This is a genomic window from Halomonas sp. 3H (assembly GCF_024206005.1).
Lineage (GTDB): Bacteria > Pseudomonadota > Gammaproteobacteria > Pseudomonadales > Halomonadaceae > Halomonas > Halomonas campaniensis.
The window spans coordinates 1,114,986-1,138,186 of record NZ_CP100360.1; the positions used below are offsets into that span (position 1 = coordinate 1,114,986).

Sequence of the window (23,201 nt, forward strand, 5' to 3'; positions counted from 1 at the left end):
GGGATGCGGCTCACGGATCGAGGTCGCTCAAGGATGGTTGTCGCGCGTACGTGTCGTGCCCTGTTGGTCTCCGTCCCGCTGGCCCTGCTGGCCGGCTGTGCCACCGCCCCCCAGGAGAGTGCTTCCCTGGCGTCCGGCGATGACTATTTCTCCCGGCAGCTGCCCGGCCTGCCGGGGGGCTGGGACCCCATGATGTCCCGGGTGGACAACCCCATTCTGGAGGCGCGCAGCCTCGCCAACCCGCCGCCGGCGCTGGTCCAGCAGGCCCTGCTCGCCCAGCACGAGCGCTGGGTGGGGACGCCCTATCGCCTGGGGGGCACCTCCCGCCAGGGGATCGACTGCTCGGCGCTGGTCCAGCATGTCTTCAACGATACCTTCCGGGTCGAGCTGCCACGCTCCACCGGCGAGCAGGTCCACCAGGGCATGCCCATCGAGCGCGACGCGCTGCAGCCCGGCGACCTGGTGTTCTTCCGCCCGCCGGGCCGCTACGACCACGTCGGGATCTACCTCGGCGAAGGGCGCTTCTTCCACGCCTCCACCTCGCGCGGGGTGATGATCTCCGAACTCGACAATCGCTACTGGCAGCGCCACTTCTGGCAGGCCAGGCGCACCCTGGAGCCCACCACCCTGGCCCAGCGCGTGCTGGCCTCCGGCGAAGGCTGAGGGCCGCCTAGAGCGCCTCGCGGTGCGCCAGCACGAAGTCCACGAAGGCCTGTTCGGCCCGCGACAGGTAGGCGCCCCGGCCCCAGGCCAGCGACAGGTCCAGCCAGGCCGGCGGGTCCAGCGACACGGCCACCAGCGCCGGCTCGTCCACCACCCGGCGCAGGAAGGTGGTGATCCCGAACCCCTGCCGCACGATCGCCTTGGTCAGCGGGATCAGGTTCGACTGGAAGGCGATGTTGGCCGCCAGGCCGGTCCGCCGCGACAGGGCATCGACGAACTCGCGGTGGAAGTAGCCGTCCTGGAAGAGCACCAGCGGTTCGCGGAAGAAGGCCTCGGGGCTCACCCGGTCGAGCCGAGCGAAGGGGTGCCCCTCCGGGACGCAGACCACCATCTCCTCGCGTACCAGCCGCCGCCGCTCCAGCGGGTGGCTGGCCTCGTCATCGATCACCACCCCCAGGTCCAGCTCGCCGGCCGCGATCATCCGCTGCAGCCGCCGAGCACCGGCCTCCACCACGGTCAGCCGGATGCCGGGGTGGCGGGCCTTGAACCCCATCAGCAGCGGCGGGAAGTAGTAGGAGCCGAGCATCGAGGGAATCCCGATGCGCACCTCGCCCTTGACCAGGCCGTGGAGCTCGCGCATCGCCAGGTGCGTCGCCTCGGCGCGCTCCATCAGTTCGCGGGCATGGTGCCGCAGGGTCTCGCCCTCGGGCGTCAGGGCGATGCGCCGCTCGTGCCGGTGGAAGAGGGTCAGCTCCAGGCGCTTCTCGAGGGTGGCGATGGTCTGGCTGACCGCGGACTGGGCCACGTGCAGCTCGCGGGCCGCGGCGCTGAAGCCGCCATGCTCGGCGACGGCCAGGAAGACGCCCAGGGCGCGGAGGTCGAACGGCAGCGACATGGCACACCTATCTGCTCAAGTGATGGATGTCATCATTTTATTCTGTTTGTCTTATCATGTCGCCGCGGCGATCATGGTCGCCCGTTCTCCCTGACCCCGCGGTAGCCATGATCGAGACCCGAACCCGCGCCTGGTGGCGCGCCACCCTGGCCCTCAGCCTGGGTTCCCTGCTGGTGTTCCTGAACCTCTATGCGCCCCAGCCGCTGCTGCCCGACCTGCGCGATGTCTACGGGGTCTCCACCCTGGTGGCCGGCCTGGTGATGTCGGTCTCGACCCTGGCGCTGGCGGCCTCGCTGCTGGTCTTCGGGCCGCTCTCGGACGCCATCGGCCGCGACCGTATCATGCGCCTGACGCTGCTGGCGGCCGGCGTCCTCTCGCTGGCCCTGGCCCTGGCGCCCAACTTCGAGAGCCTACTGCTGCTGCGCACGCTGCAGGGCTTCGTGCTCGGGGGGCTGCCGGCGGTGGCGATCGCCTGGATGGGCGATGAGTTCGAACCGGACGCCATGATGGCCGCGGTGGGGCTCTACATCGGCGCCAATACCCTGGGCGGCATCAGCGGCCGGGTGGTGGGCGGTGCGGTGGGGGAGGTCGCCGGCAGTTCTGCCAGCTTCCTGGCGGTGGGACTGATCACCCTAGCCGGGGTCGCGGTCTTCTGGCGGCTGCTGCCGCCGGCGCGGCGGTTCCGGCCGCGCCGCTTCGCGCTGGGCGGTGCCGTGGCCGACCTGGTCGCCCACCTGCGCAACCCGCTGCTGCTGGCGGCTTACCTGCTGGGAGGCCTCAACTTCCTGATCTTCATCAACCAGTACAGCTACATCACCTTCCGCCTGGCCGAGGCGCCTTTCGGGCTGGGGGCCAGGCTGCTGGGGCTGATCTTCCTCACCTACCTGGGGGGCACCCTGGGGTCCTCGCTCTCGGGCCGCCTGGTGCGACACCTGTCGGCACCGGCCTGCATGATGACGGGGATCGCGATCCTCATGGGGGGCACCCTGGTGACCCTGATCGACAGCCTGCCGGTGATCCTGCTCGGACTGACCATCAACGCCTTCGGCTTCTTCCTGGCCCACGCCATGGCCTCGAGCTGGGTAGGGCGCAATGCCCGGCAGGCGCGAGGCAGCGCCTCGGCGCTCTACCTGGTGTTCTACTATGGCGGTGCCAGCCTGGGGGGGCTGTGGCTGGAGCCCTTCTGGCAGCTGGGCGCCTGGCGCGGCGTGGTCGTGGGCTCCTGGCTGGTGCTGGGCATCACCCTGGGGATCGCGACCTGGCTGTGGCGCCGCGAGGGCTCAGCGCGCCGCGGCCAGGTCGCCTGACAGGCCGCCGGCCTCGTCGCCCCACACCTCCTCGAGGCGCTCCACGCGGCGGCAGGCGGACTTGTAGAAGTTGTAGCGAACCGGGTTCTTGCGATAGTAGTCCTGGTGGTACTCCTCGGCGGGGTAGAAGGCCTCGAAGTCGTTGATCTCGGTGGCAATCTCGCGGCCGAAACGCTCGGTGAGGGCCTCGAGGCTGGCCTCGGCGAGGCGGCGCTCCTCGTCGTTCATGGGAAAGATCGCGCTGCGGTAGGGCTCGCCGGCGTCACAGAACTGGCGGTCCACGGCGAAGGGGTCGATGTTGCGCCAGAACACGTGCAGCAGGGCCGCGTAGTCGACCACGCTCGGGTCATACTCCACCTGGACCACCTCGGCATGGCCCGTACCGCCGGCCACCACCTGATTGTAGCTGGGGTTCTCGACGTGGCCGCCGCTGAAGCCGGAGGTGGTAGAGAGCACGCCGTCGACCTGGTCGAAGGCCTCCTCGACGCACCAGAAGCAGCCGCCGGCGAAGACGGCACTGGCCGGAGGGGCCTCGGCAAGGCTCTGGCCGGCCAGGCCGAGCGACAGGGGCAGGCCGAGCAGGGCGGACCAGCGGGGGGCGGGCAGGGAAGGGAAGGGCATGGGGTGGCTCCGTCGTTCAGGGGTGATAGATTGGAGGCTGTCACTGAACCAGGGTTCCGTACAACTCCTGTTGAAGTGTATTCCCTGTAAGGCATCGCGTCGCGGGACGACAGAATCGCGATGCCTTCCGCCAGCCACCCCAGGAGCCTTCCCTTGACCCGACGTCGCCTGATCCTCGCGGCCCTGATCGCCCTGGCCATCGCGGCCTGGTTCCTCAGTGGGGCCCACGATGCCCTGACCCTCCAGGCCCTGCAGGCCGAACAGGCCCGTTTCAGGGCCTGGCTGGCCGCCGAGCCGCTGGTCGTCGCCGGTGGCTTCTTCCTGATATACGTGCTCATGGCGGCGGTCTCGCTGCCCGGCGCGACCCTGCTCACCGTGCTGGGGGGCGCCCTGTTCGGCCTCGGCTGGGGCCTGCTGATCATCTCCTTCGCCAGTGCCCTGGGGGCCACCCTGGCCGCGCTGATCGCCCGCACCCTGGCCCGCGAGCCGCTGGAGCGTCGCTTCGCGCCACAGCTGGCGCGGATCAATGCCGGTATCGCCCGGGAGGGGGCCTTCTACCTCTTCACGCTGCGGCTGATCCCGCTCTTCCCCTTCTTCGTGATCAACCTGGTCATGGGCCTGACCCGCATGCGGCTGTGGACCTTCTACTGGGTCAGCCAGCTCGGCATGCTGCCCGGCACGGCGGTGTTCGTGAACGCCGGACGTGAGCTGGGCAGCCTCGAGTCGCTCTCGGGCATCCTCTCGCCGGGCCTGATCGGCTCCTTCGCGCTGATCGGCCTGTTCCCGTGGCTGGCCCGCGGCGGGGTGGTGCTGGCCAAGCGACGGCGCCTGGCGGTGCGGTTCGCGCGTCCCGCACGCTTCGATCACGACATCGTGGTGATCGGTGGCGGTTCGGCGGGGCTGGTGGCGAGCTACATCGCCGCGGCGGTCAAGGCCAGGGTAGCGCTGGTGGAGCGCGACCGGCTGGGGGGCGACTGCCTCAACACCGGCTGCGTACCCTCCAAGGCCCTGATCCGTGCCGCGCGGCTGGCCAGCGAGGTGCGTGGTGCCGGGCGTTTCGGCGTGCAGGCAGGGGAGCCGAAGATCGACTTTCCGGCGGTGATGGGCCATGTACAGCGTGCCGTCCAGGACATCGAGCCCCACGACAGCCGCGAGCGCTACGAGGGGCTGGGCGTGACGGTGATGGCCGGGGAGGCCCGCCTCGAGGATCCCTGGCGGGTGCGGGTGACCGATGAGTCCGGCGCCTCACGGGTGGTGACCACCCGCCATGTGATCATCGCCAGCGGGGCGCGGCCGCGGGTGCCGCCGCTGCCCGGGCTCGAGGCCATCGAGGTGCTGACCTCCGACAACCTCTGGCGGCTGGAGGCGCTTCCCGAGCGGCTGCTGGTGCTGGGCGGTGGGCCCATCGGCTGCGAGCTGGGCCAGGCGTTCGCCCGCCTGGGCAGCCGCGTGGCCCTGGTCGAGATGGGCGGGCAGCTGCTGCCCCGCGAGGATCCCGAGGTCGCGGCCGAGGTCGCCCGGCGCCTCGGCGAGGAGGGCGTGGAGCTGCATCTCGGTACCCGGGCGCTTGGCGTGGTGGCCGGGGAAGACGGCGGCCACGCCCTGGAGGTCGAGCGGACCGCCCCCGGGGGGGAGGAGCGGCGTGACAGCCTGCCCTTCTCCCACCTGCTGGTGGCGGTGGGGCGTCAGGCCAACGTCTCCGGCATGGGGCTCGAGGCGCTGGGCGTGGAGACCCGCGGCGACGGCACCCTGGCGGTGGACGAGAGCCTGCAGAGCGTGCTGCCCAACGTCTGGGCCTGCGGAGACGTGGCGGGCCCCTACCAGCTCACCCACGCCAGCGCTCACCAGGCCTGGCACGCCACGGTCAACGCCCTGTTCGGCGAGTTCAAGCGCTTCCGGGTGAGCTATCGGGCCCTGCCGGCGGTGACCTTCACCGACCCCGAGGTGGCCCGGGTGGGGCTCAACGAGCGCGAGGCCCGGGAGCGGGGAGTGGCCTTCGAAGTGACGCGCTATGAACTGGCCGAGCTGGACCGGGCCATCGCCGAGGGCGAGACCGAGGGGTTCATCAAGGTCCTGACGGTGCCCGGCCGCGACCGCCTGCTCGGGGCGACCATCGTCGGCGAGGGGGCGGGAGAGATGCTCGCCGAGTTCACCCTGGCCATGACCCACGGCATCGGGCTCAACAAGCTGCTGGGCACCATCCATCCCTATCCCACCCGCAGCGAGGCGGTGAAGGCCACGGCGGGGGTCTGGAAGAATGCCCACAAGCCCGAACGGCTGCTGGGCTGGCTGGAGCGCTACTTCCGCTGGCGGCGCGGCTGACTCCTCGACCGCACGCGACCGCCGGAAACGCGAAAGGGGCAGCCGGTGGCTGCCCCTTTCGTATCAGGACCCCGGGGTGCCGGGGCCATGGCGCTGGGCCCAGCTCAGTGCTGGTGGCCGCCCTCGCCGTGCACGTGGCCGTGCTCGATCTCTTCCTGGCTGGCTTCGCGCACCGAGGCGATCTCGACGTCGAAGTTCAGGGTCTGGCCGGCCAGCGGGTGGTTGCCGTCGACAGTGACGGTGTCGCCTTCCACGCTGGTCACGGTGACCATCAGCGGGCCGCCCTGGGTCTGGGCCTGGAACTGCATGCCCGGCTCCACGCTCTCGACGCCCTGGAAGGCATCGCGCGGCACTTCCTGCACCAGCTGGTCCTGCTTCTCACCATAGCCGTCGCTCGGCTCGATGGTGGCGGTGAGCTTGTCGCCGGCGGCGCGACCCTCAAGCTCCTTCTCGAGGCCCGGAATGATGTTGCCTGCGCCGTGGAGGTAGGTCAGCGGCTCGCGGCCTTCCGAGCTGTCCAGCACCTCACCTGCGTTGTTGGTCAGGGTGTAGTGGAACGCGACAACGGAATTCTGCGCAATCTGCATTAGGGAGAAACCTTTCGGTGGGTGCATGTCCCGCGCATGGTAACGCGTCGGGCGGGGGGCTGTCAGGGGCATGGCGGATTTTCAGGATCGAGGGGCCCATCCTGAAGCGTGTTCACGCCCCGCCCCGGGCCTTTGCGCGTGACCTTTGGACGGTTGCGCCACCCTCCGGCCGGGGATAACCTAGCGGGCACCCTTTTTCGCACATCCCTTCCTTCCCTCTGTGGAGACTGCCCATGACTCAACTCGTGATCTGGCTGATCGCCTTTGCCGTGATCCTCGTTCTCTCTCTCAAGCGCTGGGAATCGGTCAGCCCGTCCCTGGACAAGGTGCTGCCCGAGGCGATGAAGAGCCACGGTGACAACGCCATCGTCTGGAGCCTGGCACTGGCCATCCTTGGCGCCACCACCCTGGTGCGTCCGGTGGACATCCTGCTGACCGTGATCGTGATCGCCGTGCTGGGCCTGGTCGGTGCCAAGCTGGCCGGCTGGGCCATGAACAAGGTCGATCTTCACTGAGTTGCCCCGGGCGGTCGGCGCGATGCCGGCCGCCGGCCAGCAGGACGGCCCCACACGAAGGCAGGCCCGCGGAGCGATCCGCGGGCCTGCCTTCGTGTGGGGCTCTCCTGGCCTGACAGGAGCCGCCCCGACGGGGCGGCTGGCCGTGGATCAGTAGGGGGCCACGGTGATGTTGGACCCGCTGCCGATCAGCCGAACGCGCTGGCCCACCTGGAAGGCCTGGTCGGCCTTCTGCACGACGACGATGTTCATGCCGTCGTCGCGGCGGATCTCCATCTCCCAGGCGCGGACGCGGTTGGTGGACTCCTCGATGCGGCTGCCGGCCACGGCGCCACCGATCACGCCGGCCGCGGTGGCCAGGTCACGACCCGTGCCGCCGCCCACCTGGCGACCGAGCAGGCCACCGATGACCGCGCCGCCACCCGTGCCGATGATGCCCCCGGCACGGCTGTCGGCCTCGACCTGTACCTGGCGCAGGGCCTGGATGGTGCCGAAGCGCACGGTCTGCTCGGCGCCCACCTGGCTGCCGCTGTAGACGTTGCCCCCCATGGAGGCGGTGTTGGCGCAGCCGGCCAGGCTGAGGGCGCCGAGGGCGATGACGGGAAGAAGACGTTTCATGCATGACCTCCTGAGGCGTTCTGCGGGGCAGCCTGTGTCAGTGCGCGGCCCGGTGACATCCTGTCCTGGATTGGCAGGTTCGTGAACACTGTTTGGTAATGGAATTCTACCCAGCTGTCGAGGGTTTGACCAGTCGACGCGGGAGTCGTGCTGCTTATTCTAGCCGGCAAAGCGACCAAACAATGTGCAAAATCGGCCGGCCATAAAAAAGGGGAGGCGCAAGCCTCCCCAAGGGTTCCAGTCATTCTACCGTGTCACCATCCGTCGGCTCAGCCGAACTGGTTCATGGTGTTGTCCTTGCCGCCGGCCTTGAGGGCCGCTTCGCCGTGGAAGAACTCCTTGTGGTCGTCGCCGATGTTGGAGCCGGCCATGTCCTGGTGCTTGACGGTGGCGATGCCCTCGCGGATCTCGCGGCGCTGGACGCCTGCCACGTAGGCCAGCATGCCCTCGTCGCCGAAGTAGCCCTTGGCCAGGTTGTCGGTGGACAGGGCCGCCGTGTGGTAGGTCGGCAGGGTGATCAGGTGGTGGAAGATCCCGGCCTCGCGAGCACCGTCGCGCTGGAAGTTGCGGGTCCACTCGTCGGCCAGTTGGCCCAGCTCGGTGTCGTCGTACTCGGCGCTCATCAGCTTGGCGCGGTCGTAGGCGGAGACATCCTTGCCTTCCTTCTCCCAGGCGTCGAACACCTGCTGGCGGAAGTTGAGGGTCCAGTTGAAGGAGGGCGAGTTGTTGTAGACCAGCTTGGCGTCCGGGCAGACCTCGCGGATGCGGTTGACCATGGCGGCGATCTGGCCGACGTGGGGCTTCTCGGTCTCGATCCACAGCAGGTCGGCGCCGTTCTGCAGGCTGGTGATGCAGTCCAGCACCACGCGGTCCTCGCCGGTGCCCGGCTTGAACTGGTAGAGGCCGGAGGCCAGGCGCTTGACCTTGACCAGCTTGCCGTTCTGCTTGATGACCACGTCGCCGTTGTCGATGTCGGAGGCGCTGTCGATCTCATCGCCGTCGAGGAAGCTGTTGTACTGGTCGCCCAGGTCGCCTGGCTCGTTGGTCACGGCGATCTTCTGGGTCAGGCCGGCACCCAGGGAGTCGGTGCGGGCCACGATGACCCCGTCGTCGACGCCCAGTTCCAGAAAGGCGTAGCGCACGGCATTGATCTTGGCCAGGAAGTCCTCATGGGGCACGGTGACCTTGCCGTCCTGGTGGCCGCACTGCTTCTCGTCGGAGACCTGGTTCTCGAGCTGGATGCAGCAGGCACCCGCTTCGATCATCTTCTTGGCCAGCAGGTAGGTGGCCTCGGCGTTGCCGAAACCGGCGTCGATGTCGGCGATGATCGGCACCACGTGGGTCTCGTGGTTGTCGATCCTGGCGATCAGCTCCTCGGCACGGGCGCTGTCACCGGCCTCGTTGGCCTCTTCCAGGTCGCGGAACAGGTGGTTGAGCTCCCAGGCATCGGCCTGGCGCAGGAAGGTGTAGAGCTCCTCGATCAGGCTAGGCACGGTGGTCTTCTCGTGCATGGACTGGTCGGGCAGCGGGCCGAACTCGGAGCGCAGGGCGGCGACCATCCAGCCGGAGAGGTAGAGGTAGCGGCGCTTGGTGGTGCCGAAGTGCTTCTTGATGGAGATCAGCTTCTGCTGGCCGATGAAGCCGTGCCAGCAACCCAGCGACTGGGTGTACTGGGCCGTGTCGGCGTCGTAGGCGGCCATGTCCTCGCGCATGATCCTGGCGGTGTACTTGGCAATGTCCAGGCCGGTCTTGAAGCGATTCTGGGCACGCATGCGGGCGACGTTCTCGGGGCTGATGTCGGCCCACTTGCCCTGCATGGCCTCGCGCAGTTGAGCCACTGCCTTGATATCGTCTTTGTATGACATGGAGCCATCCTCCCTCGGGTCTGTTCGATTGCTTGCCGGTGGCGATTTATGCTGCACCTGCGAAGTGAGCTCAGGTTCGACCATTGCGGGACGCTTGTCTCTGCTGCCTTGGTCGAACCCTGGCGAATTTGAAACGAATGTATGAGTGAGGCCGGCGGGCCAGGCCAAACAGTCGTTTTGTCTTTCGCCTTGGCAAGCACTATGGCCCATGGCTGCGCGCTTCAACAATGGGCTCTTTGGGGGAGGAGGGGTTGTAACTCGACTACAGGATGGCACCTGGGGTCGCCATCCTGTAGTCGTTTTTCGTTTGAAGGGTGGGTTGCCGGCTCAGCGGCCGGCCAGGGAGAGGCGCATGTTGCGATGCGGAATGCCGGCGTCCAGGAATTCATCTCCGAAGGCCGTGAAGCCGAGCCGCGCGTAGAAGGCCAGGGCGTGGGTCTGGGCGGCCAGCTCCACCGCCGGGTGGCCCAGGCGGTAGGCGGCGTCGATGGCGGCTACCATCAGCGCCGCGCCGATCCCTCGGCCGCGGGCCTCGGCAAGCACGGCGACCCGGCCGATATGGGCATCGGGGAGCAGGCGGGCGGTGCCCACCGGCCGGCCCTCCAGCAGGGCGAGGAAGTGGTGGCAGTCGTCGTCCCGGCCGTCCCACTCCTCCTCGCGGGGCACGCGCTGCTCCTCGATGAAGACCACCCGGCGGATCTCCGACGCCTCGGGCCCCAGCGCCACCCAGCTCCCCTCGCGGATCTCCAGCGCTTTTGTCATCGCTTACCTCTCGGCTTTCTTTTTCTCGGGGCTGATCCAGCGGCAGGCCCCGGAGCGCCTGACCGTCGAGGAGGCGCTGTAAATACATCCCTGTAAGCTACTTTTGCCTTCCCTGGCAAAAGACCTCCTCTTTGGCCTGCCCCTGGCGCCCCTCGCGCCTATTCCTCACACTCGTCATCGGCCCAGTTCAGGCTGCCGGCATCCAGCAGGGCGGCCAGCAGCTCGGCGGCCCCGGGCAGGGCCAGCGCCTCGGCGTCCAGCGGGGCGTCGGAGGCCAGGTGCCGGGCCAGCGCCAGGGCGCAGGTGGCGCCGTCGCCGTCGGCAAACAGCGTGGCTTGCTCGTCGTCCAGGGCCCGCCAGGCGAAGCGGGAGCCGGGGCTTCTGATCAGCTCGGCGCCATCCTGTAGTGCCACGACAAGCGCGTCGGGGGCGGTGGGCGTCTCGCTGGGTACCAGCTGGTCGACGTACTTGGGCTGGGTCATCACCCGGCCGAACCACTGGGCCAGCTGGGCCGGGTCGTCGAGGGTCTCGAGGATCAGGGAACGCATGCGCGCGAGGGCGGCGTCGTCCAGCTCGGCCGGGTCCGCCGGCGGGGCCATGCCGGCGTCGGCGTAGCGCCTCGAGGCGGGCAGCTGCTCGCCCAGGTAGTCGGCGAAGGAGGTGATCGCCTCGTCGGCTGAGGGGGCACGGAAGCCCACCGAGAGGGTCAGGCAGTCGTCGGACTGGCTGACGCCGTGGTGGGCCCAGCCGGGGGGCAGATAGAGCATATCGCCGGGCTCGAGCACCCAGTCGTCGCCATCCTCCACCGTGAAGCGCTCGAGGATTCGCAGGTCAATGCCGGCAAGGATCGGGGCATCGTCACCCACCCGGCCGCCCAGCTGCCAGCGGCGCTGCCCGCTGCCCTGCAGCAGGAAGACGTCGTACTGGTCGACGTGGGGGCCGACGCTGCCGCCCGGCGGGGCGTAGCTGATCATGATGTCGTCGAGCCGCCAGCGGGGCAGGAAGTCGAAGGCTTCGAGCAGCTCGGCCACCTCGGGCACGTAGTGGTCCACGGCCTGCACCAGCAGGGTCCAGTCCCGCTCGGGCAGCCGGGCGAAGGTGCGCTCGTCGAAGGGGCCGTGGCGGACCTGCCAGGGGCCCTCGGCACCCTGCTCTTCGACGAGGCGAGCCTCGACGCCCTCCTCGCAGGCGAGCCCCGCCAGCTCGTCGGGGTCCAGCGGGCATTCGAAGTCGGCCAGGGCGCCGCGGATCAGCAGAGGCTTCTGCTGCCAGTAGTCGCGCAGGAACTCGGCGGCGGTCAGGCCGCCCAGCATGGGCAGCGGGGTTTCGGAAGACATGGTCAGAGCCTCTTTGCCTGGGCCTCGGCGTTGCCGATATAGGTCGCCGGGCTCAATGCCTTCAGGTCGGTCTTGACCGCGTCCGGCAGCTCGAGCGTATCGATGAAGGCGGCGAAGCCGGCCTGGTCGATGCGCTTGCCGCGGGTCAGCTCCTTGAGCTTCTCGTAGGGCTTCTCGATGCCGTAGCGGCGCATCACCGTCTGGATCGGCTCGGCGAGCACCTCCCAGCTGGCGTCGAGGTCCTCGGCGATGCGCGTCGGGTTGGCCTCGAGCTTGCCGATGCCCTTGAGCGAGGCCTCGTAGGCGATCAGGCCGTAGGCCAGGCCGACGCCCAGGTTGCGCAGCACCGTGGAGTCGGTGAGGTCGCGCTGCCAGCGGGAGATCGGCAGCTTCTGGGCCAGGTGGCCGAGGATGGCATTGGCCAGGCCCAGGTTGCCCTCGGAGTTCTCGAAGTCGATGGGGTTGACCTTGTGGGGCATGGTGGAGGAGCCGATCTCGCCCTCGACGGTCTTCTGCTTGAAGTAGCCCAGCGAGATGTAGCCCCAGACGTCGCGATCGAAGTCGATGAGGATGGTGTTGAAGCGGCAGATGGCGTCGAACAGCTCCGCGATGTAGTCGTGGGGCTCGATCTGGGTGGTGTAGGGGTTGAAGGTCAGCCCCAGGCCCTCGACGAAGGTGCGGGCGTTGCCTTCCCAGTCCACCTCCGGGTAGGTGGCCAGGTGCGCATTGTAGTTGCCCACCGCGCCGTTGATCTTGCCCAGGATCTCGACGCCCTCGATCAGCCTGAGCTGGCGACGCAGGCGGTAGGCGACGTTGGCCATCTCCTTGCCGAGCGTGGTGGGGCTCGCCGTCTGGCCGTGGGTACGGGAGAGCATCGGCAGGGCGGCGTGCTCGTGGGCCAGCGCGGCGATGTCGTCAGCCACCCGGTGCATCACCGGCAGCAGGCTCTTCAGCCCGTCGGTCAGCATCACGCCGTGGGAGAGGTTGTTGATGTCCTCGCTGGTGCAGGCGAAGTGCACGAACTCGGTGATGGCGTGCAGCTCGGGCTGGCCGGCGATCTTCTCCTTGATGAAGTACTCCACCGCCTTGACGTCGTGGTTGGTGGTGCGCTCGATCTCCTTGATGCGCTCGGCGTCGGCCAGCGAGAAGTCGCGGATCATCGCCTCCAGGAAGGCGGTGGCCTCGGCGGAGAGCGGCGGCACCTCGATGATGCCGGCCAGCTCGGCGAGGCGCTGCAGCCAGCGGATCTCGACGATCACCCGGGCGCGGATCAGGCCGAACTCGCTGAAGTGTTCGCGCAGGGCCTCGGCCTTGCTGCCGTAGCGGCCGTCGACGGGGGAGAGGGCGGTAAGGGCGGAGAGGGGCAGGGCTTGCATGGGCGTGTTCCGGTTCGATGGGGCGTTGGCGAAAGGGTCAGGCGAGCTGGTCCAGGGTTCTCTTGAGGGCGCCGCGCTGGAAGATCAGCTTCCAGCGCCGTCCGCCCTGCTGGTGCCACAGCAGGGCGAAGCGGATGCCGGCGAGCAGGATGGCCCGCACCCGCTCGGGCATCATGCGGCTCTGCAGCAGCGAGGGGTCGCCCTGCACGATGATGCGGGTCTTGAGCGTCGAGAGCGTCTCCTGGTAGGCCTCGCCGAGGCTGGCGATGACGTTCTCGTGGGTGGCGCCGAAGTGGTCGGCCTGGCCCTGGATGCGCACCAGCCGCTGGCCGAGGTCGTCCATCATGGCGTCGTTGGTACGCAGCTGGTTCATCAGCAGCAGCAGCGTGAAGCCGTAGCGCAGCACCACGGGGTTGGCCTGCTGGCGACCCACCACCGCCTCGAGCACGTCGAGGCCGCGGCGCAGGTTGTTGGGGTGGCCGCCGTAGATCGCCTCGAAGCTCGCGGGGCTGGTGTCCAGGGTGGCATGGATCAGCGTCTCCCAGGCGCGGGTGTCGACCTGCCCGGTGCGGGCGAGCTCGTCGACCAGGCTGGCGGCCTGGAAGACCCCGGCCAGGGCCAGAGCCTGGCGGGTGGTGGGGTCGTCGGGGATGCGGTGGATCGGCGTGGAGGCGGTCATGCGGCACGCTCCTCGGCGTTCCAGGTGTCGCGGATCACCCCGCCGCCCAGGCAGATCTCGCCGTCGTAGAGCACCAGCGACTGGCCGGGGGTGACGGCGCGCTGGGGATCATCGAAATGGACCTCGACGCCGCCATCGGCGCGGGTCTGCATGTGGCAGGGGACGTCGGCCTGGCGGTAGCGGGTCTTGGCGGTAAAGCGCCCCGTGGCGACGGGCGGCTCGCCGGCCACCCAGTCCATGGCCTCGGTGGCCAGGCTGTCGGTGTAGAGCAGCGGGTGGTGCTTGCCCTGCACGGCGACCAGCACGTTGCGCTCGAGGTCCTTGGCGGCAACGTACCAGGGCTCCTCGGGATGGTTGGCGAGCCCGCCGATGCCCAGGCCCTGGCGCTGGCCGAGGGTGTAGTACATCAGCCCCATGTGCTCGCCGATCACCTCGCCCTCCGGGGTCTCGATCACGCCTGGCTGGGCCGGCAGGTACTGCTGCAGAAAGTCGCGGAAGCGACGCTCGCCGATAAAGCAGATGCCGGTCGAGTCCTTCTTCCTGGCGGTCACCAGGTCGTGGCGCTCGGCGATGGCACGCACCTCGGGCTTCTCCAGTTCGCCCACCGGGAAGAGGGTGCGGGCGATGGCCGCCTCGGGCACGGCGTGCAGGAAGTAGCTCTGGTCCTTGTTGGCATCGAGCCCCTTGAGCAGCCGCGGGCGGCCCTGGCGGATGCCGGCACGCACGTAGTGGCCGGTGGCGATCTTCTCGGCGCCGAGCATCTCGGCGTACTCCAGGAACACCTTGAACTTGATCTCGCGGTTGCAGAGGATGTCAGGGTTCGGCGTACGGCCGGCCTGGTACTCGGCGAGGAAGTGCTCGAAGACGTTGTCCCAGTACTCGGCAGCGAAGTTGGCGGTGTGCAGCCGGATGCCGAGCTTCTCGCAGACGGCCTCGGCGTCGGCCAGGTCGGCCTTGGCGGTGCAGTACTCGGTGCCGTCGTCCTCGTCCCAGTTCTTCATGAACAGGCCTTCGACCTGATAACCCTGCTCGAGCAGCAGCAGGGCGGACACGGAGGAGTCGACGCCGCCGGACATGCCGACGATCACCTTGCCTGGGGTGGCGGTCATGGGCGCCCTCGGAATCGGTGTGACATAAATGGGGCAAGATTATACCTGAAGATGGTGCCGGGCGCCGAGAGGCCTTCACCCAGCTGCAGGCCACAAGGAGCGAGTTCCAAGCAAAAGCCCTCATCGGCTTACCGGCGTGTGGCACAATCAGCTTGTCCCTTGTCCCTTGTCCCTTGTCCCTTGTCCCTACCTTTCGTGAATCACGTCCATGGGGAAGAAGCGCCCGGCCCGGGCGTCGCGGATGCGGCGCAGCACCAGGGGGCTTCTCAGTCGCCCTTCGCGATCCAGCGCCTCGATCTGCTCCAGGGTCAGCCAGTGCACGGCGTGGATCGCCGGGTCCAGGTCGTTGCCCATGTGCGCCAGCGCCATGCCGAGGAAGCCGTGGCTGTGGAAGGTATTGCCGTCCGGTGCCTGGTAGACGTACATGCCGAGATAGTCGCTGATGCCGACCCGCCAGGCGGTCTCCTCCTCCACTTCGCGCAGGGCGGCGTCTCGAATGCGCTCCCCGGGCTCCAAGTGGCCGGCGGGCTGGTTGAAGAGCGTGTGCGGGCCGCCGCGGTTCTCCTCGACCATCAGGAATGCGCCGGCGCGCTCCACCACGCAGGCCACGGTGACAAAGGGTTGCCAGCGGTTCATCGCTTGCCTCCTCGTGGGGCCGTCTTCGGTCGCCGGGCACTCGCCCGGCCCGGCCCGCCGCGGCGCGACGGGGTCGGGGCATGCAGGGTCTCGCGGCGCCACTCGCCGGGGGCCAGGCCATCGAGTCGCCAGGGGCCGATGGCCACCCGCACCAGGCGCAGGGTGGGGTGGCCCACATGGGCGGTCATGCGCCGGACCTGGCGATTGCGCCCCTCGCCGATCGTCAGCTCCAGCCAGGTGGTCACCGGGTGGCGCTTCGGGTCCACGGGCGGGTCGCGCTCGGGCAGGCCGCTCGTCGCGAGGCGGCGCACCTTGGCCGGTTTCGTCATTCCGTCCTTGAGCGCGACGCCGTCGCGCAGCGCCTGCAGGGCAGCGTCATCGGGGGTGCCCTCCACCTGCACGCGATAGGTCTTGGGCTGCTTGTGGCGCGGATGGCTGATGCGGTGGATCAGTTCGCCATCGTCACTGAGCAGCAGGAGGCCCTCGGAGTCGTGGTCCAGACGGCCCGCCGGGTAGATGCCCGGCACGTCGATGACATCGGCCAGGGTGGCGCGCGGCCCCCTGTCGCCGCCCTCACGGTCGGTGAACTGGGACAGCATGCGATAGGGCTTGTGCAGCAGGTAGAGGATGCTCATTAGCCAAGCTTACCGGCAAGCCGGGCGGGATGGCAGGGGGGAGCCGTCCGGCGCGTCAGCCTTATTGCGCATACGCCCGGTCGGGGTGGCTGGTATAATGCGCCCGCTCTCCGGGAGCGCTTCGTCCTGACGGGGCCTGCCGAGACTCCGCCACCGGTGCGATGCCGCGCGCATCCCCGCCGGATCACAACATGGGGAGAGCACTCCGGGGTCCCCCGTTCCAGTCATCGTCAGCGCGCGCCAGCGATCCCGTTTCTTGCTGTCGCAGCGACCAGAGAGATCAACGCAACCATGTCCAAAACGCCGAAGATTATCTACACGTTCACCGACGAAGCGCCTGCGCTGGCGACCCACTCGCTGCTGCCGATCATCGACGCCTTCACCGATGCCGCCGGCATCGAGGTGGAAACCCGCGACATCTCCCTGGCGGCGCGGATCCTCTGCCAGTTCCCCGACTACCTGGGCGAGGACAAGCGCGTCGAGGATCACCTGGCCGAACTGGGCGCCCTGGCCAAGACGCCGGAGGCCAACATCATCAAGCTGCCCAACATCAGCGCCTCCATGCCGCAGCTGCGCGCGGCGATCAAGGAGCTGCAGGGACAGGGCTACCCCCTGCCGGATTACCCGGACGAGCCGAGCAGCGACGAGGAACGTGAGATCAAGGCGCGCTACGACAGGACCAAGGGCAGCGCCGTCAACCCGGTGCTGCGCGAGGGCAACTCCGACCGTCGTGCCCCCAAGGCGGTCAAGGAGTACGCCCGCAAGTACCCGCACCACATGGGCGAGTGGAGCCAGGCCTCGCGCACCCACGTCTCGCACATGCATGGCGGCGACTTCTACCATGGCGAGAAGTCGATGACCCTGGATCGCGCCCGCAACGTGAAGATGGAGCTGATCACCGCCAGCGGCGAGACCCGGGTGCTCAAGCCCCGGGTCGAGCTCCAGGATGGCGAGATCATCGACAGCATGTTCATGAGCAAGAAGGCGCTGCTCGACTTCTACGAGCGCGAGATCGAGGATGCCCGCAAGACCGGCGTGATGTTCTCCCTGCACGTCAAGGCGACCATGATGAAGGTCTCTCACCCCATCGTGTTCGGCCACTGCGTGCGGATGTTCTACAAGGAGGCCTTCGCCAAGCACGGCAAGCTGTTCGACGAGCTGGGGGTCGATGTCAACAACGGCATGGCCAACCTCTACGAGAAGATCGACACCCTGCCCGAGAGCCAGCGTGACGAGATCATCCGCGATCTGCACGCCTGCCACGACGAGCGCCCGGAGCTGGCCATGGTGGACTCGGCACGCGGGATCACCAACTTCCACTCGCCCAGCGACGTGATCGTCGACGCCTCGATGCCGGCCATGATCCGCGCCGGTGGCAAGATGTACGGCGCCGACGGCCGCCTCAAGGACGTCAAGGCGGTAATGCCGGAGTCGACCTTCGCCCGCATCTACCAGGAGATGATCAACTTTTGCAAGTGGCACGGCGCCTTCGACCCGGCCACCATGGGCACCGTGCCCAACGTCGGCCTGATGGCGCAGAAGGCGGAAGAGTACGGCTCCCATGACAAGACCTTCGAGGTGCCCGAGGCCGGTGTGGCCAACATCACCGACCTGGACACCGGCGAGGTGCTGCTCACCCAGAACGTCGAGGAGGGTGACATCTGGCGGATGTGCCAGGTCAAGGACGCGCCGGTCCGCGACTGGGTCAAGCTCGCCGTGAACCGCTGCCGCGACTCCGGCATGCCGGCGGTCTTCTGGCTCGACCCCTACCGTCCCCACGAGAACGAGCTGATCAAGAAGGTCCGCACCTACCTCGAGGAGCACGACACCGAGGGTCTCAACATCCAGATCATGTCCCAGGTACGCGCCATGCGCTACACCCTGGAGCGCGTGATCCGTGGCCTCGACACCATCTCGGTGACCGGCAACATCCTGCGTGACTACCTCACCGACCTCTTCCCGATCCTGGAACTGGGCACCAGTGCCAAGATGCTCTCCATCGTGCCCCTGATGGAGGGTGGCGGCCTGTTCGAGACCGGCGCCGGCGGTTCCGCGCCCAAGCACGTCCAGCAGCTGCTCGAGGAGAACCACCTGCGCTGGGACAGCCTGGGCGAGTTCCTGGCGCTGTGCGCCTCCCTGGAGCACCTCGCCAAGACCTTCGACAACGAGCGCGCTGCCCTGATGGCCGACGCGCTGGACAAGGCCACCGGCCGGTTCCTGGAAGAGAACAAGTCGCCGTCGCGCAAGGTCGGCGAGATCGACAACCGCGGCAGCCACTTCTACCTGGCCCTCTACTGGGCAGAGGCATTGGCTGCCCAGGACAAGGACCCCGGCCTCAAGGAGCGCTTCGCCCGGCTGGCCGAGACCCTGGTGGCCAAGGAGGCGACCATCCTCGAGGAGCTGAATGGCGTCCAGGGGCAGCCGGTGGACCTCAAGGGGTACTACCATGCCGACCCCGAGCTCGCCCGCTCGGTCATGCGCCCCAGCAAGACCCTGAATGAGGCGCTGGCGCTGGTTGCCAAGGCCTGAGGCCAGCGACTCCGGGGCATCTGCCCCCGCTAGGGGCACACCCTGAAGCCCCCGTCCGCCGCCCGGCGGACGGGGGCTCATCTTTATGTCGAAGTGGGGGTGATGGGCCGGGTGGGGGGGACGATGCTATACTCCGCGCTCCACTGAACAGACCACTACAGGGGAGTTCTCAATGGGATTCCAGAAAATCGTCGTCCCGGAAGGCGGCCAGAAGATCACCGTCAATGCCGACAACACCCTGAACGTGCCGAACAACCCGATCATCCCGTTCATCGAGGGTGACGGCATCGGCATCGACGTGACGCCGGCGATGAAGATCGCCATCGATGCGGCCGTTCAGAAGGCCTACAACGGCGAGCGCAAGATCGAGTGGATGGAGATCTACGCCGGCGAGAAGGCCACCCAGGTCTATGACGCCGATACCTGGCTGCCGGAAGAGACCCTGGAGGCCGTCAAGGACTTCGTCGTCTCGATCAAGGGCCCGCTGACCACGCCGGTGGGCGGTGGCATCCGCTCCCTGAACGTGGCCCTGCGCCAGAAGCTCGACCTCTACGTCTGCCAGCGTCCGGTGCGCTGGTTCGAGGGTGTGCCGAGCCCGGTGAAGAAGCCGGCGGACGTGGACATGGTCATCTTCCGCGAGAACTCCGAGGACATCTACGCCGGCATCGAGTGGAAGGCCGGCACCCCGGAAGCCGACAAGGTCATCAAGTTCCTGCGCGAGGAGATGGGTGTCCAGAACATCCGCTTCCCCGAGAACTGCGGCATCGGCGTCAAGCCGGTCTCCGTGGAGGGCACCAAGCGCCTGGTGCGCCAGGCCCTGCAGTACACCATCGACAACGACCGTGAGTCGCTGACCCTGGTGCACAAGGGCAACATCATGAAGTTCACCGAGGGCTCCTTCAAGGACTGGGGCTACGAGCTCGCCCGCGAGGAGTTCGGCGCCGAGCTGCTCGACGGCGGCCCCTGGATGACCATGAAGAACCCGAAGACCGGCAAGGAAATCGTCATCAAGGACGTCATCGCCGACGCCATGCTGCAGCAGATCCTGCTGCGCCCGGCCGAGTACGACGTCATCGCGACCCTGAACCTGAACGGTGACTACCTCTCCGACGCCCTGGCGGCCGAGGTGGGCGGCATCGGCATCGCGCCGGGCGCCAACCTCTCCGATGCCGTGGCCATGTTCGAGGCCACCCACGGTACCGCGCCGAAGTACGCCGGCCAGGACAAGGTCAACCCGGGCTCGCTGATCCTCTCCGCCGAGATGATGCTGCGCCACATGGGCTGGGTCGAGGCCGCCGACCTGGTGCTCAAGGGCATGGAGAAGGCCATCTCCAAGGGCGAGGTCACCTATGACTTCCATCGTCTGATGGACGATGCCAAGCTCCTCAAGTGCTCCGAGTTCGGCCAGGCCGTCGCCGACAACATGTAAGTCGCGGCGCCGGACCCGGGCCCCCGTCCGCCGCCCGGCGGGCGGGGGCCCTTTGCGTTGAGGGATAGCGGTGAACCCTGCCGGCCCCGGGACGTCCAATCACGGTTGAGGCGACCGATGGCTGCCGGCTTGTCGAGATGGATAGTGGCCCTTATGTTCAGAAATGATGTGGTAGGCGGCATGACACGCCCCCCGGCCCCGGGGGAGGAAGACGGCGATCTGGCGGTGCAGACCGCCGAGCCCGAGCTGGCGCGTCCGCCGATGTACAAGGTGGTGCTTCACAACGATGATTTCACCCCCATGGAGTTCGTGGTGGAGGTGCTGCAGACCTTCTTCCACATGGACAGCGAGACCGCGGTGCAGGTGATGCTGACGGTCCACACGCAGGGCAAGGCGACCTGCGGCATCTTTACCCGCGACATCGCGGAAACCAAAAGCCATCAGGTCAATCAATACGCAAGAGAGTGTCAGCATCCGCTGCTGAGCGACATCGAGGCGACGGACTGACTCCCCGGACATGGTCGCGAAGGGTGAGACTCCGCCGGCCGTTGGCAAGAGGGCTTGCAACGGCGGCGTTTGTACCCGATGTTGATGATGCCGGACCATGAAAGATCCGACGCAATGCCCTGGGCGGCAAGAAGGGGACTGCCATGCTGAGCAAAGAACTTGAACTGACCCTGAACACGGCCTTCACCGTGGCGCGCTCCAAGCGTCACGAGTTCATGACCGTGGAGCACCTGCTGCTGGCCCTGCTCGACAACGCCTCCGCGGCGGATGTCCTGCGGGCCTGCGGGGCCAATCTCGACAAGCTGCGGTCCGACCTGCAGGATTTCATCAACTCCACCACCCCGCTGATCCCCGAGGACCAGGGGGATCGCGAGACCCAGCCAACCCTCGGCTTCCAGCGCGTGCTGCAGCGTGCCGTGTTCCACGTGCAGTCCTCCGGCAAGAGCGAGGTCACCGGCGCCAACGTGCTGGTGGCGATCTTCTCCGAGCAGGAGAGCCAGGCGGTCTACTTCCTCAAGCAGCAGAACGTCGCGCGGGTCGATGCCGTCAACTACATCGCCCACGGGATCTCGAAGGTGTCCGGCCACGGCCAGGCGCCCTCGTCCTCGCCGTCTCCCGACGCCGAGGATGCCGAGGAGGGCGGCAGCGAGAGCGGCACCAACCCGCTGACCGGCTATGCCACCAACCTCAACGAGCAGGCGCGGCTGGGCAAGATCGATCCGCTGATTGGCCGCGAGCACGAGCTCGAGCGGGTGGTGCAGATCCTCGCCCGGCGCCGCAAGAACAATCCGCTGCTGGTCGGCGAGGCCGGCGTGGGCAAGACGGCCATCGCCGAGGGCCTGGCCAAGCGCATCGTCGAGGAGGACGTGCCCGAGGTGATCGGCGACGCGGTGGTCTACTCCCTGGACATGGGCGCGCTGCTGGCCGGCACCAAGTACCGCGGTGACTTCGAGAAGCGGCTCAAGGGGCTGCTCGCCGAGCTGCGCAAGCAGCCCAACGCCATCCTCTTCATCGACGAGATCCACACGGTGATCGGCGCCGGTGCCGCCTCCGGCGGGGTGATGGACGCCTCCAACCTGCTCAAGCCGCTGCTCTCCTCCGGCGAACTGCGCTGCATCGGCTCCACCACCTTCCAGGAGTATCGCGGGATCTTCGAGAAGGATCGCGCCCTGGCCCGCCGCTTCCAGAAGGTCGACGTGCCGGCGCCCTCGGTGGATGACACCATCCGCATCCTCAAGGGGCTGCGTTCGCGCTTCGAGGAGCACCACCAGCTCAAGTATACCGATAGCGCCCTGGAGAGCGCCGCGCGCCTGGCCGATCGCTACATCAACGACCGCCACCTGCCCGACAAGGCGATCGACGTGATCGACGAGGCCGGTGCCCACCAGCGGCTGTTGCCGCCGGAGGTGCGGGTCGACACCATCGACGTGGACCAGGTCGAGGCCGTGGTGGCCTCCATCGCGCGGATCCCGCCGAAGAGCGTCTCCAGCTCCGATCGCAAGCTGCTCGAGAACCTGGATCGCGACCTCAAGATGCTGGTGTTCGGCCAGGACGAGGCGATCGACGGCCTGTCGGCGGCGATCAAGCTCTCCCGCGCGGGCCTCAAGGCCCCGGACAAGCCGGTGGGCAGCTTCCTGTTTGCCGGCCCCACCGGGGTGGGCAAGACCGAGGTGGCCCGCCAGCTCTCCCGCATCATGGGCATCGAGCTGGTGCGCTTCGACATGTCGGAGTACATGGAGCGCCACACGGTGTCACGGCTGATCGGCGCTCCGCCCGGCTACGTGGGGTATGACCAGGGCGGGCTGCTGACCGAGGCGATCACCAAGCACCCCCACTGCGTGCTGCTGCTCGACGAGATCGAGAAGGCCCACCCCGAGGTCTTCAACCTGCTGCTGCAGGTGATGGACCACGGCCGCCTGACCGACAACAACGGCCGCGAGGCGGACTTCCGCCACGTGATCCTGATCATGACCTCCAATGCCGGGGTCGAGCAGGCCACGCGGCGCTCCATCGGCTTCCAGCACCAGGACCACTCCACCGACGCCATGGAGGTGATCCGCAAGACCTTCTCGCCGGAGTTCCGCAACCGCCTGGACGGCATCATCCAGTTCCACTCCCTGCCCACCTCGGTGGTGCGCAGCGTGGTGGACAAGTTCCTGGTGGAGCTGCAGGCCCAGCTCGACGAGAAGCGGGTCCAGCTGGACGTGGACATGGAGGCGCGGGACTGGCTGTCAGAGAAGGGCTACGACCCGGACATGGGGGCACGGCCCATGGCGCGCCTGATCCAGGAGAAGCTCAAGAAGCCGCTGGCGGAGATGATCCTGTTCGGCGAGCTCTCCGAGCATGGCGGGGTGGTACACGTCAGCGTGGAGGAGGGCGAGCTGCACCTTTCCACGGAGGCGGAACTGGCCGACGCACCCTAACGGGCACGCGCCCACGTCACGACACAGCGCCCTGTCTACGGACGGGGCGTTGTCGTGTGTGCGTCAGGCCTTCGGAAGGGCGGGGCGGGTCTGTTGCGCTCGACCGGCGGACAGCGTGCTGTCAGCGGGAGCGGTAGACGATGCGACCCTTGGTCAGGTCGTAGGGAGTCAGCTCGACCTTGACCTTGTCGCCGGTCAGGATGCGGATGTAGTTCTTGCGCATCTTGCCCGAGATGTGGGCGGTGACCACGTGGCCGTTCTCCAGCTCGACGCGGAAGGTGGTGTTGGGAAGGGTATCGACGACGACGCCTTCCATTTCGATATGGTCTTCACGTGCCATATAGGCGGTTCCTCGCTGATGGTATGACAATGCGGCATCGCGACAG

The 23,201-nt window shown here is 67.9% G+C and carries 21 protein-coding genes; 8 read left to right on the forward strand and 13 right to left on the reverse strand.

The features are described from left to right. Positions 1-126 precede the first annotated feature (126 nt). Positions 127-663, forward strand: a complete 537-nt coding sequence (locus NFC98_RS05310) for a C40 family peptidase (protein WP_254277783.1) — start codon at positions 127-129, stop codon at positions 661-663. Positions 664-670: 7 nt separating this feature from the next. Here the strand turns inward: NFC98_RS05310 and NFC98_RS05315 are convergent, their stop codons facing one another. Continuing rightward, entirely contained in the window at positions 671-1,558 is an 888-nt protein-coding gene (locus NFC98_RS05315) for a LysR family transcriptional regulator (protein ID WP_254277088.1), read from the reverse strand. Positions 1,559-1,665: 107 nt separating this feature from the next. On the opposite strand from NFC98_RS05315, the gene NFC98_RS05320 reads away from it, so the two are divergent. Next, positions 1,666-2,865 (forward strand): MFS transporter, encoded by a 1,200-nt coding sequence (locus NFC98_RS05320; protein ID WP_254277089.1) that lies wholly within the window; start codon positions 1,666-1,668, stop codon positions 2,863-2,865. On the opposite strand, the gene msrA is transcribed toward NFC98_RS05320, so the two are convergent. After that, positions 2,839-3,486, reverse strand: a complete 648-nt coding sequence (gene msrA / locus NFC98_RS05325) for a peptide-methionine (S)-S-oxide reductase MsrA (protein ID WP_254277090.1) — start codon at positions 3,484-3,486, stop codon at positions 2,839-2,841. The two genes, NFC98_RS05320 and msrA, sit on opposite strands and share 27 nt — an antisense overlap. 153 nt (positions 3,487-3,639) lie before the next feature. Here msrA and NFC98_RS05330 point away from each other — a divergent pair, with 153 nt between their 5' ends. Continuing rightward, the gene (locus NFC98_RS05330) at positions 3,640-5,808 is read left to right on the forward strand and encodes an FAD-dependent oxidoreductase (protein ID WP_254277091.1); all 2,169 of its coding nucleotides are present in this window, start codon (positions 3,640-3,642) and stop codon (positions 5,806-5,808) included. A gap of 104 nt (positions 5,809-5,912) precedes the next feature. On the opposite strand, the gene NFC98_RS05335 is transcribed toward NFC98_RS05330, so the two are convergent. Further along, positions 5,913-6,395 (reverse strand): peptidylprolyl isomerase, encoded by a 483-nt coding sequence (locus NFC98_RS05335; RefSeq protein ID WP_183330475.1) that lies wholly within the window; start codon positions 6,393-6,395, stop codon positions 5,913-5,915. A 233-nt stretch (positions 6,396-6,628) separates the two neighbouring features. Here NFC98_RS05335 and NFC98_RS05340 point away from each other — a divergent pair, with 233 nt between their 5' ends. Continuing rightward, complete coding sequence (locus NFC98_RS05340; RefSeq protein ID WP_254277092.1) at positions 6,629-6,910, forward strand: hypothetical protein; 282 nt, start codon at positions 6,629-6,631, stop codon at positions 6,908-6,910. Positions 6,911-7,060: 150 nt separating this feature from the next. Here the strand turns inward: NFC98_RS05340 and NFC98_RS05345 are convergent, their stop codons facing one another. The 9 genes from NFC98_RS05345 to NFC98_RS05385 all read right to left on the reverse strand — a co-directional run bounded on the left by NFC98_RS05345 (position 7,061) and on the right by NFC98_RS05385 (position 15,927). Beyond that, a complete protein-coding gene (locus tag NFC98_RS05345) occupies positions 7,061-7,528 on the reverse strand; it encodes a glycine zipper 2TM domain-containing protein (protein ID WP_254277093.1) in 468 nt (155 codons plus the stop codon). A 269-nt stretch (positions 7,529-7,797) separates the two neighbouring features. Then, positions 7,798-9,393, reverse strand: a complete 1,596-nt coding sequence (locus NFC98_RS05350; RefSeq protein WP_254277094.1) for an isocitrate lyase — start codon at positions 9,391-9,393, stop codon at positions 7,798-7,800. 327 nt (positions 9,394-9,720) lie between these two features. Then, on the reverse strand, positions 9,721-10,155 hold the full coding sequence (locus tag NFC98_RS05355; RefSeq protein WP_254277095.1) for a GNAT family N-acetyltransferase: 435 nt from the start codon (positions 10,153-10,155) through the stop codon (positions 9,721-9,723). Positions 10,156-10,313: 158 nt separating this feature from the next. After that, the gene (locus NFC98_RS05360) at positions 10,314-11,492 is read right to left on the reverse strand and encodes a cupin domain-containing protein (RefSeq protein ID WP_254277096.1); all 1,179 of its coding nucleotides are present in this window, start codon (positions 11,490-11,492) and stop codon (positions 10,314-10,316) included. 2 nt (positions 11,493-11,494) lie between these two features. Then, complete coding sequence (gene purB, locus NFC98_RS05365) at positions 11,495-12,859, reverse strand: adenylosuccinate lyase (protein ID WP_254277784.1); 1,365 nt, start codon at positions 12,857-12,859, stop codon at positions 11,495-11,497. Positions 12,860-12,905: 46 nt separating this feature from the next. Beyond that, positions 12,906-13,547, reverse strand: a complete 642-nt coding sequence (gene hflD, locus NFC98_RS05370) for a high frequency lysogenization protein HflD (protein ID WP_254277097.1) — start codon at positions 13,545-13,547, stop codon at positions 12,906-12,908. Next, positions 13,544-14,656: a tRNA 2-thiouridine(34) synthase MnmA gene (gene mnmA, locus NFC98_RS05375; RefSeq protein ID WP_254277098.1), complete on the reverse strand. Its 1,113-nt coding sequence runs from the start codon at positions 14,654-14,656 to the stop codon at positions 13,544-13,546. The genes hflD and mnmA overlap by 4 nt, the downstream gene beginning before the upstream one ends. 186 nt (positions 14,657-14,842) lie before the next feature. Continuing rightward, positions 14,843-15,292: an NUDIX domain-containing protein gene (locus NFC98_RS05380; protein ID WP_254277099.1), complete on the reverse strand. Its 450-nt coding sequence runs from the start codon at positions 15,290-15,292 to the stop codon at positions 14,843-14,845. Beyond that, a complete protein-coding gene (locus tag NFC98_RS05385; protein WP_254277100.1) occupies positions 15,289-15,927 on the reverse strand; it encodes a pseudouridine synthase in 639 nt (212 codons plus the stop codon). Before NFC98_RS05385 ends, NFC98_RS05380 begins: the two co-directional genes overlap by 4 nt. Positions 15,928-16,218: 291 nt before the next feature. Between NFC98_RS05385 and NFC98_RS05390 the strand changes: the two genes are divergently transcribed. The 4 genes from NFC98_RS05390 to clpA all read left to right on the forward strand — a co-directional run bounded on the left by NFC98_RS05390 (position 16,219) and on the right by clpA (position 22,815). Continuing rightward, complete coding sequence (locus NFC98_RS05390) at positions 16,219-18,456, forward strand: NADP-dependent isocitrate dehydrogenase (RefSeq protein WP_254277101.1); 2,238 nt, start codon at positions 16,219-16,221, stop codon at positions 18,454-18,456. 172 nt (positions 18,457-18,628) lie between these two features. Further along, a complete protein-coding gene (icd, locus tag NFC98_RS05395) occupies positions 18,629-19,885 on the forward strand; it encodes an NADP-dependent isocitrate dehydrogenase (RefSeq protein ID WP_254277102.1) in 1,257 nt (418 codons plus the stop codon). A 180-nt stretch (positions 19,886-20,065) separates the two neighbouring features. Next, entirely contained in the window at positions 20,066-20,392 is a 327-nt protein-coding gene (gene clpS, locus NFC98_RS05400) for an ATP-dependent Clp protease adapter ClpS (protein ID WP_254277103.1), read from the forward strand. 143 nt (positions 20,393-20,535) lie between these two features. Further along, on the forward strand, positions 20,536-22,815 hold the full coding sequence (gene clpA / locus NFC98_RS05405; RefSeq protein WP_254277104.1) for an ATP-dependent Clp protease ATP-binding subunit ClpA: 2,280 nt from the start codon (positions 20,536-20,538) through the stop codon (positions 22,813-22,815). Between the two features lie 121 nt (positions 22,816-22,936). Here the strand turns inward: clpA and infA are convergent, their stop codons facing one another. Continuing rightward, a complete protein-coding gene (gene infA / locus NFC98_RS05410; protein WP_010627817.1) occupies positions 22,937-23,155 on the reverse strand; it encodes a translation initiation factor IF-1 in 219 nt (72 codons plus the stop codon). Positions 23,156-23,201 lie beyond the last annotated feature (46 nt).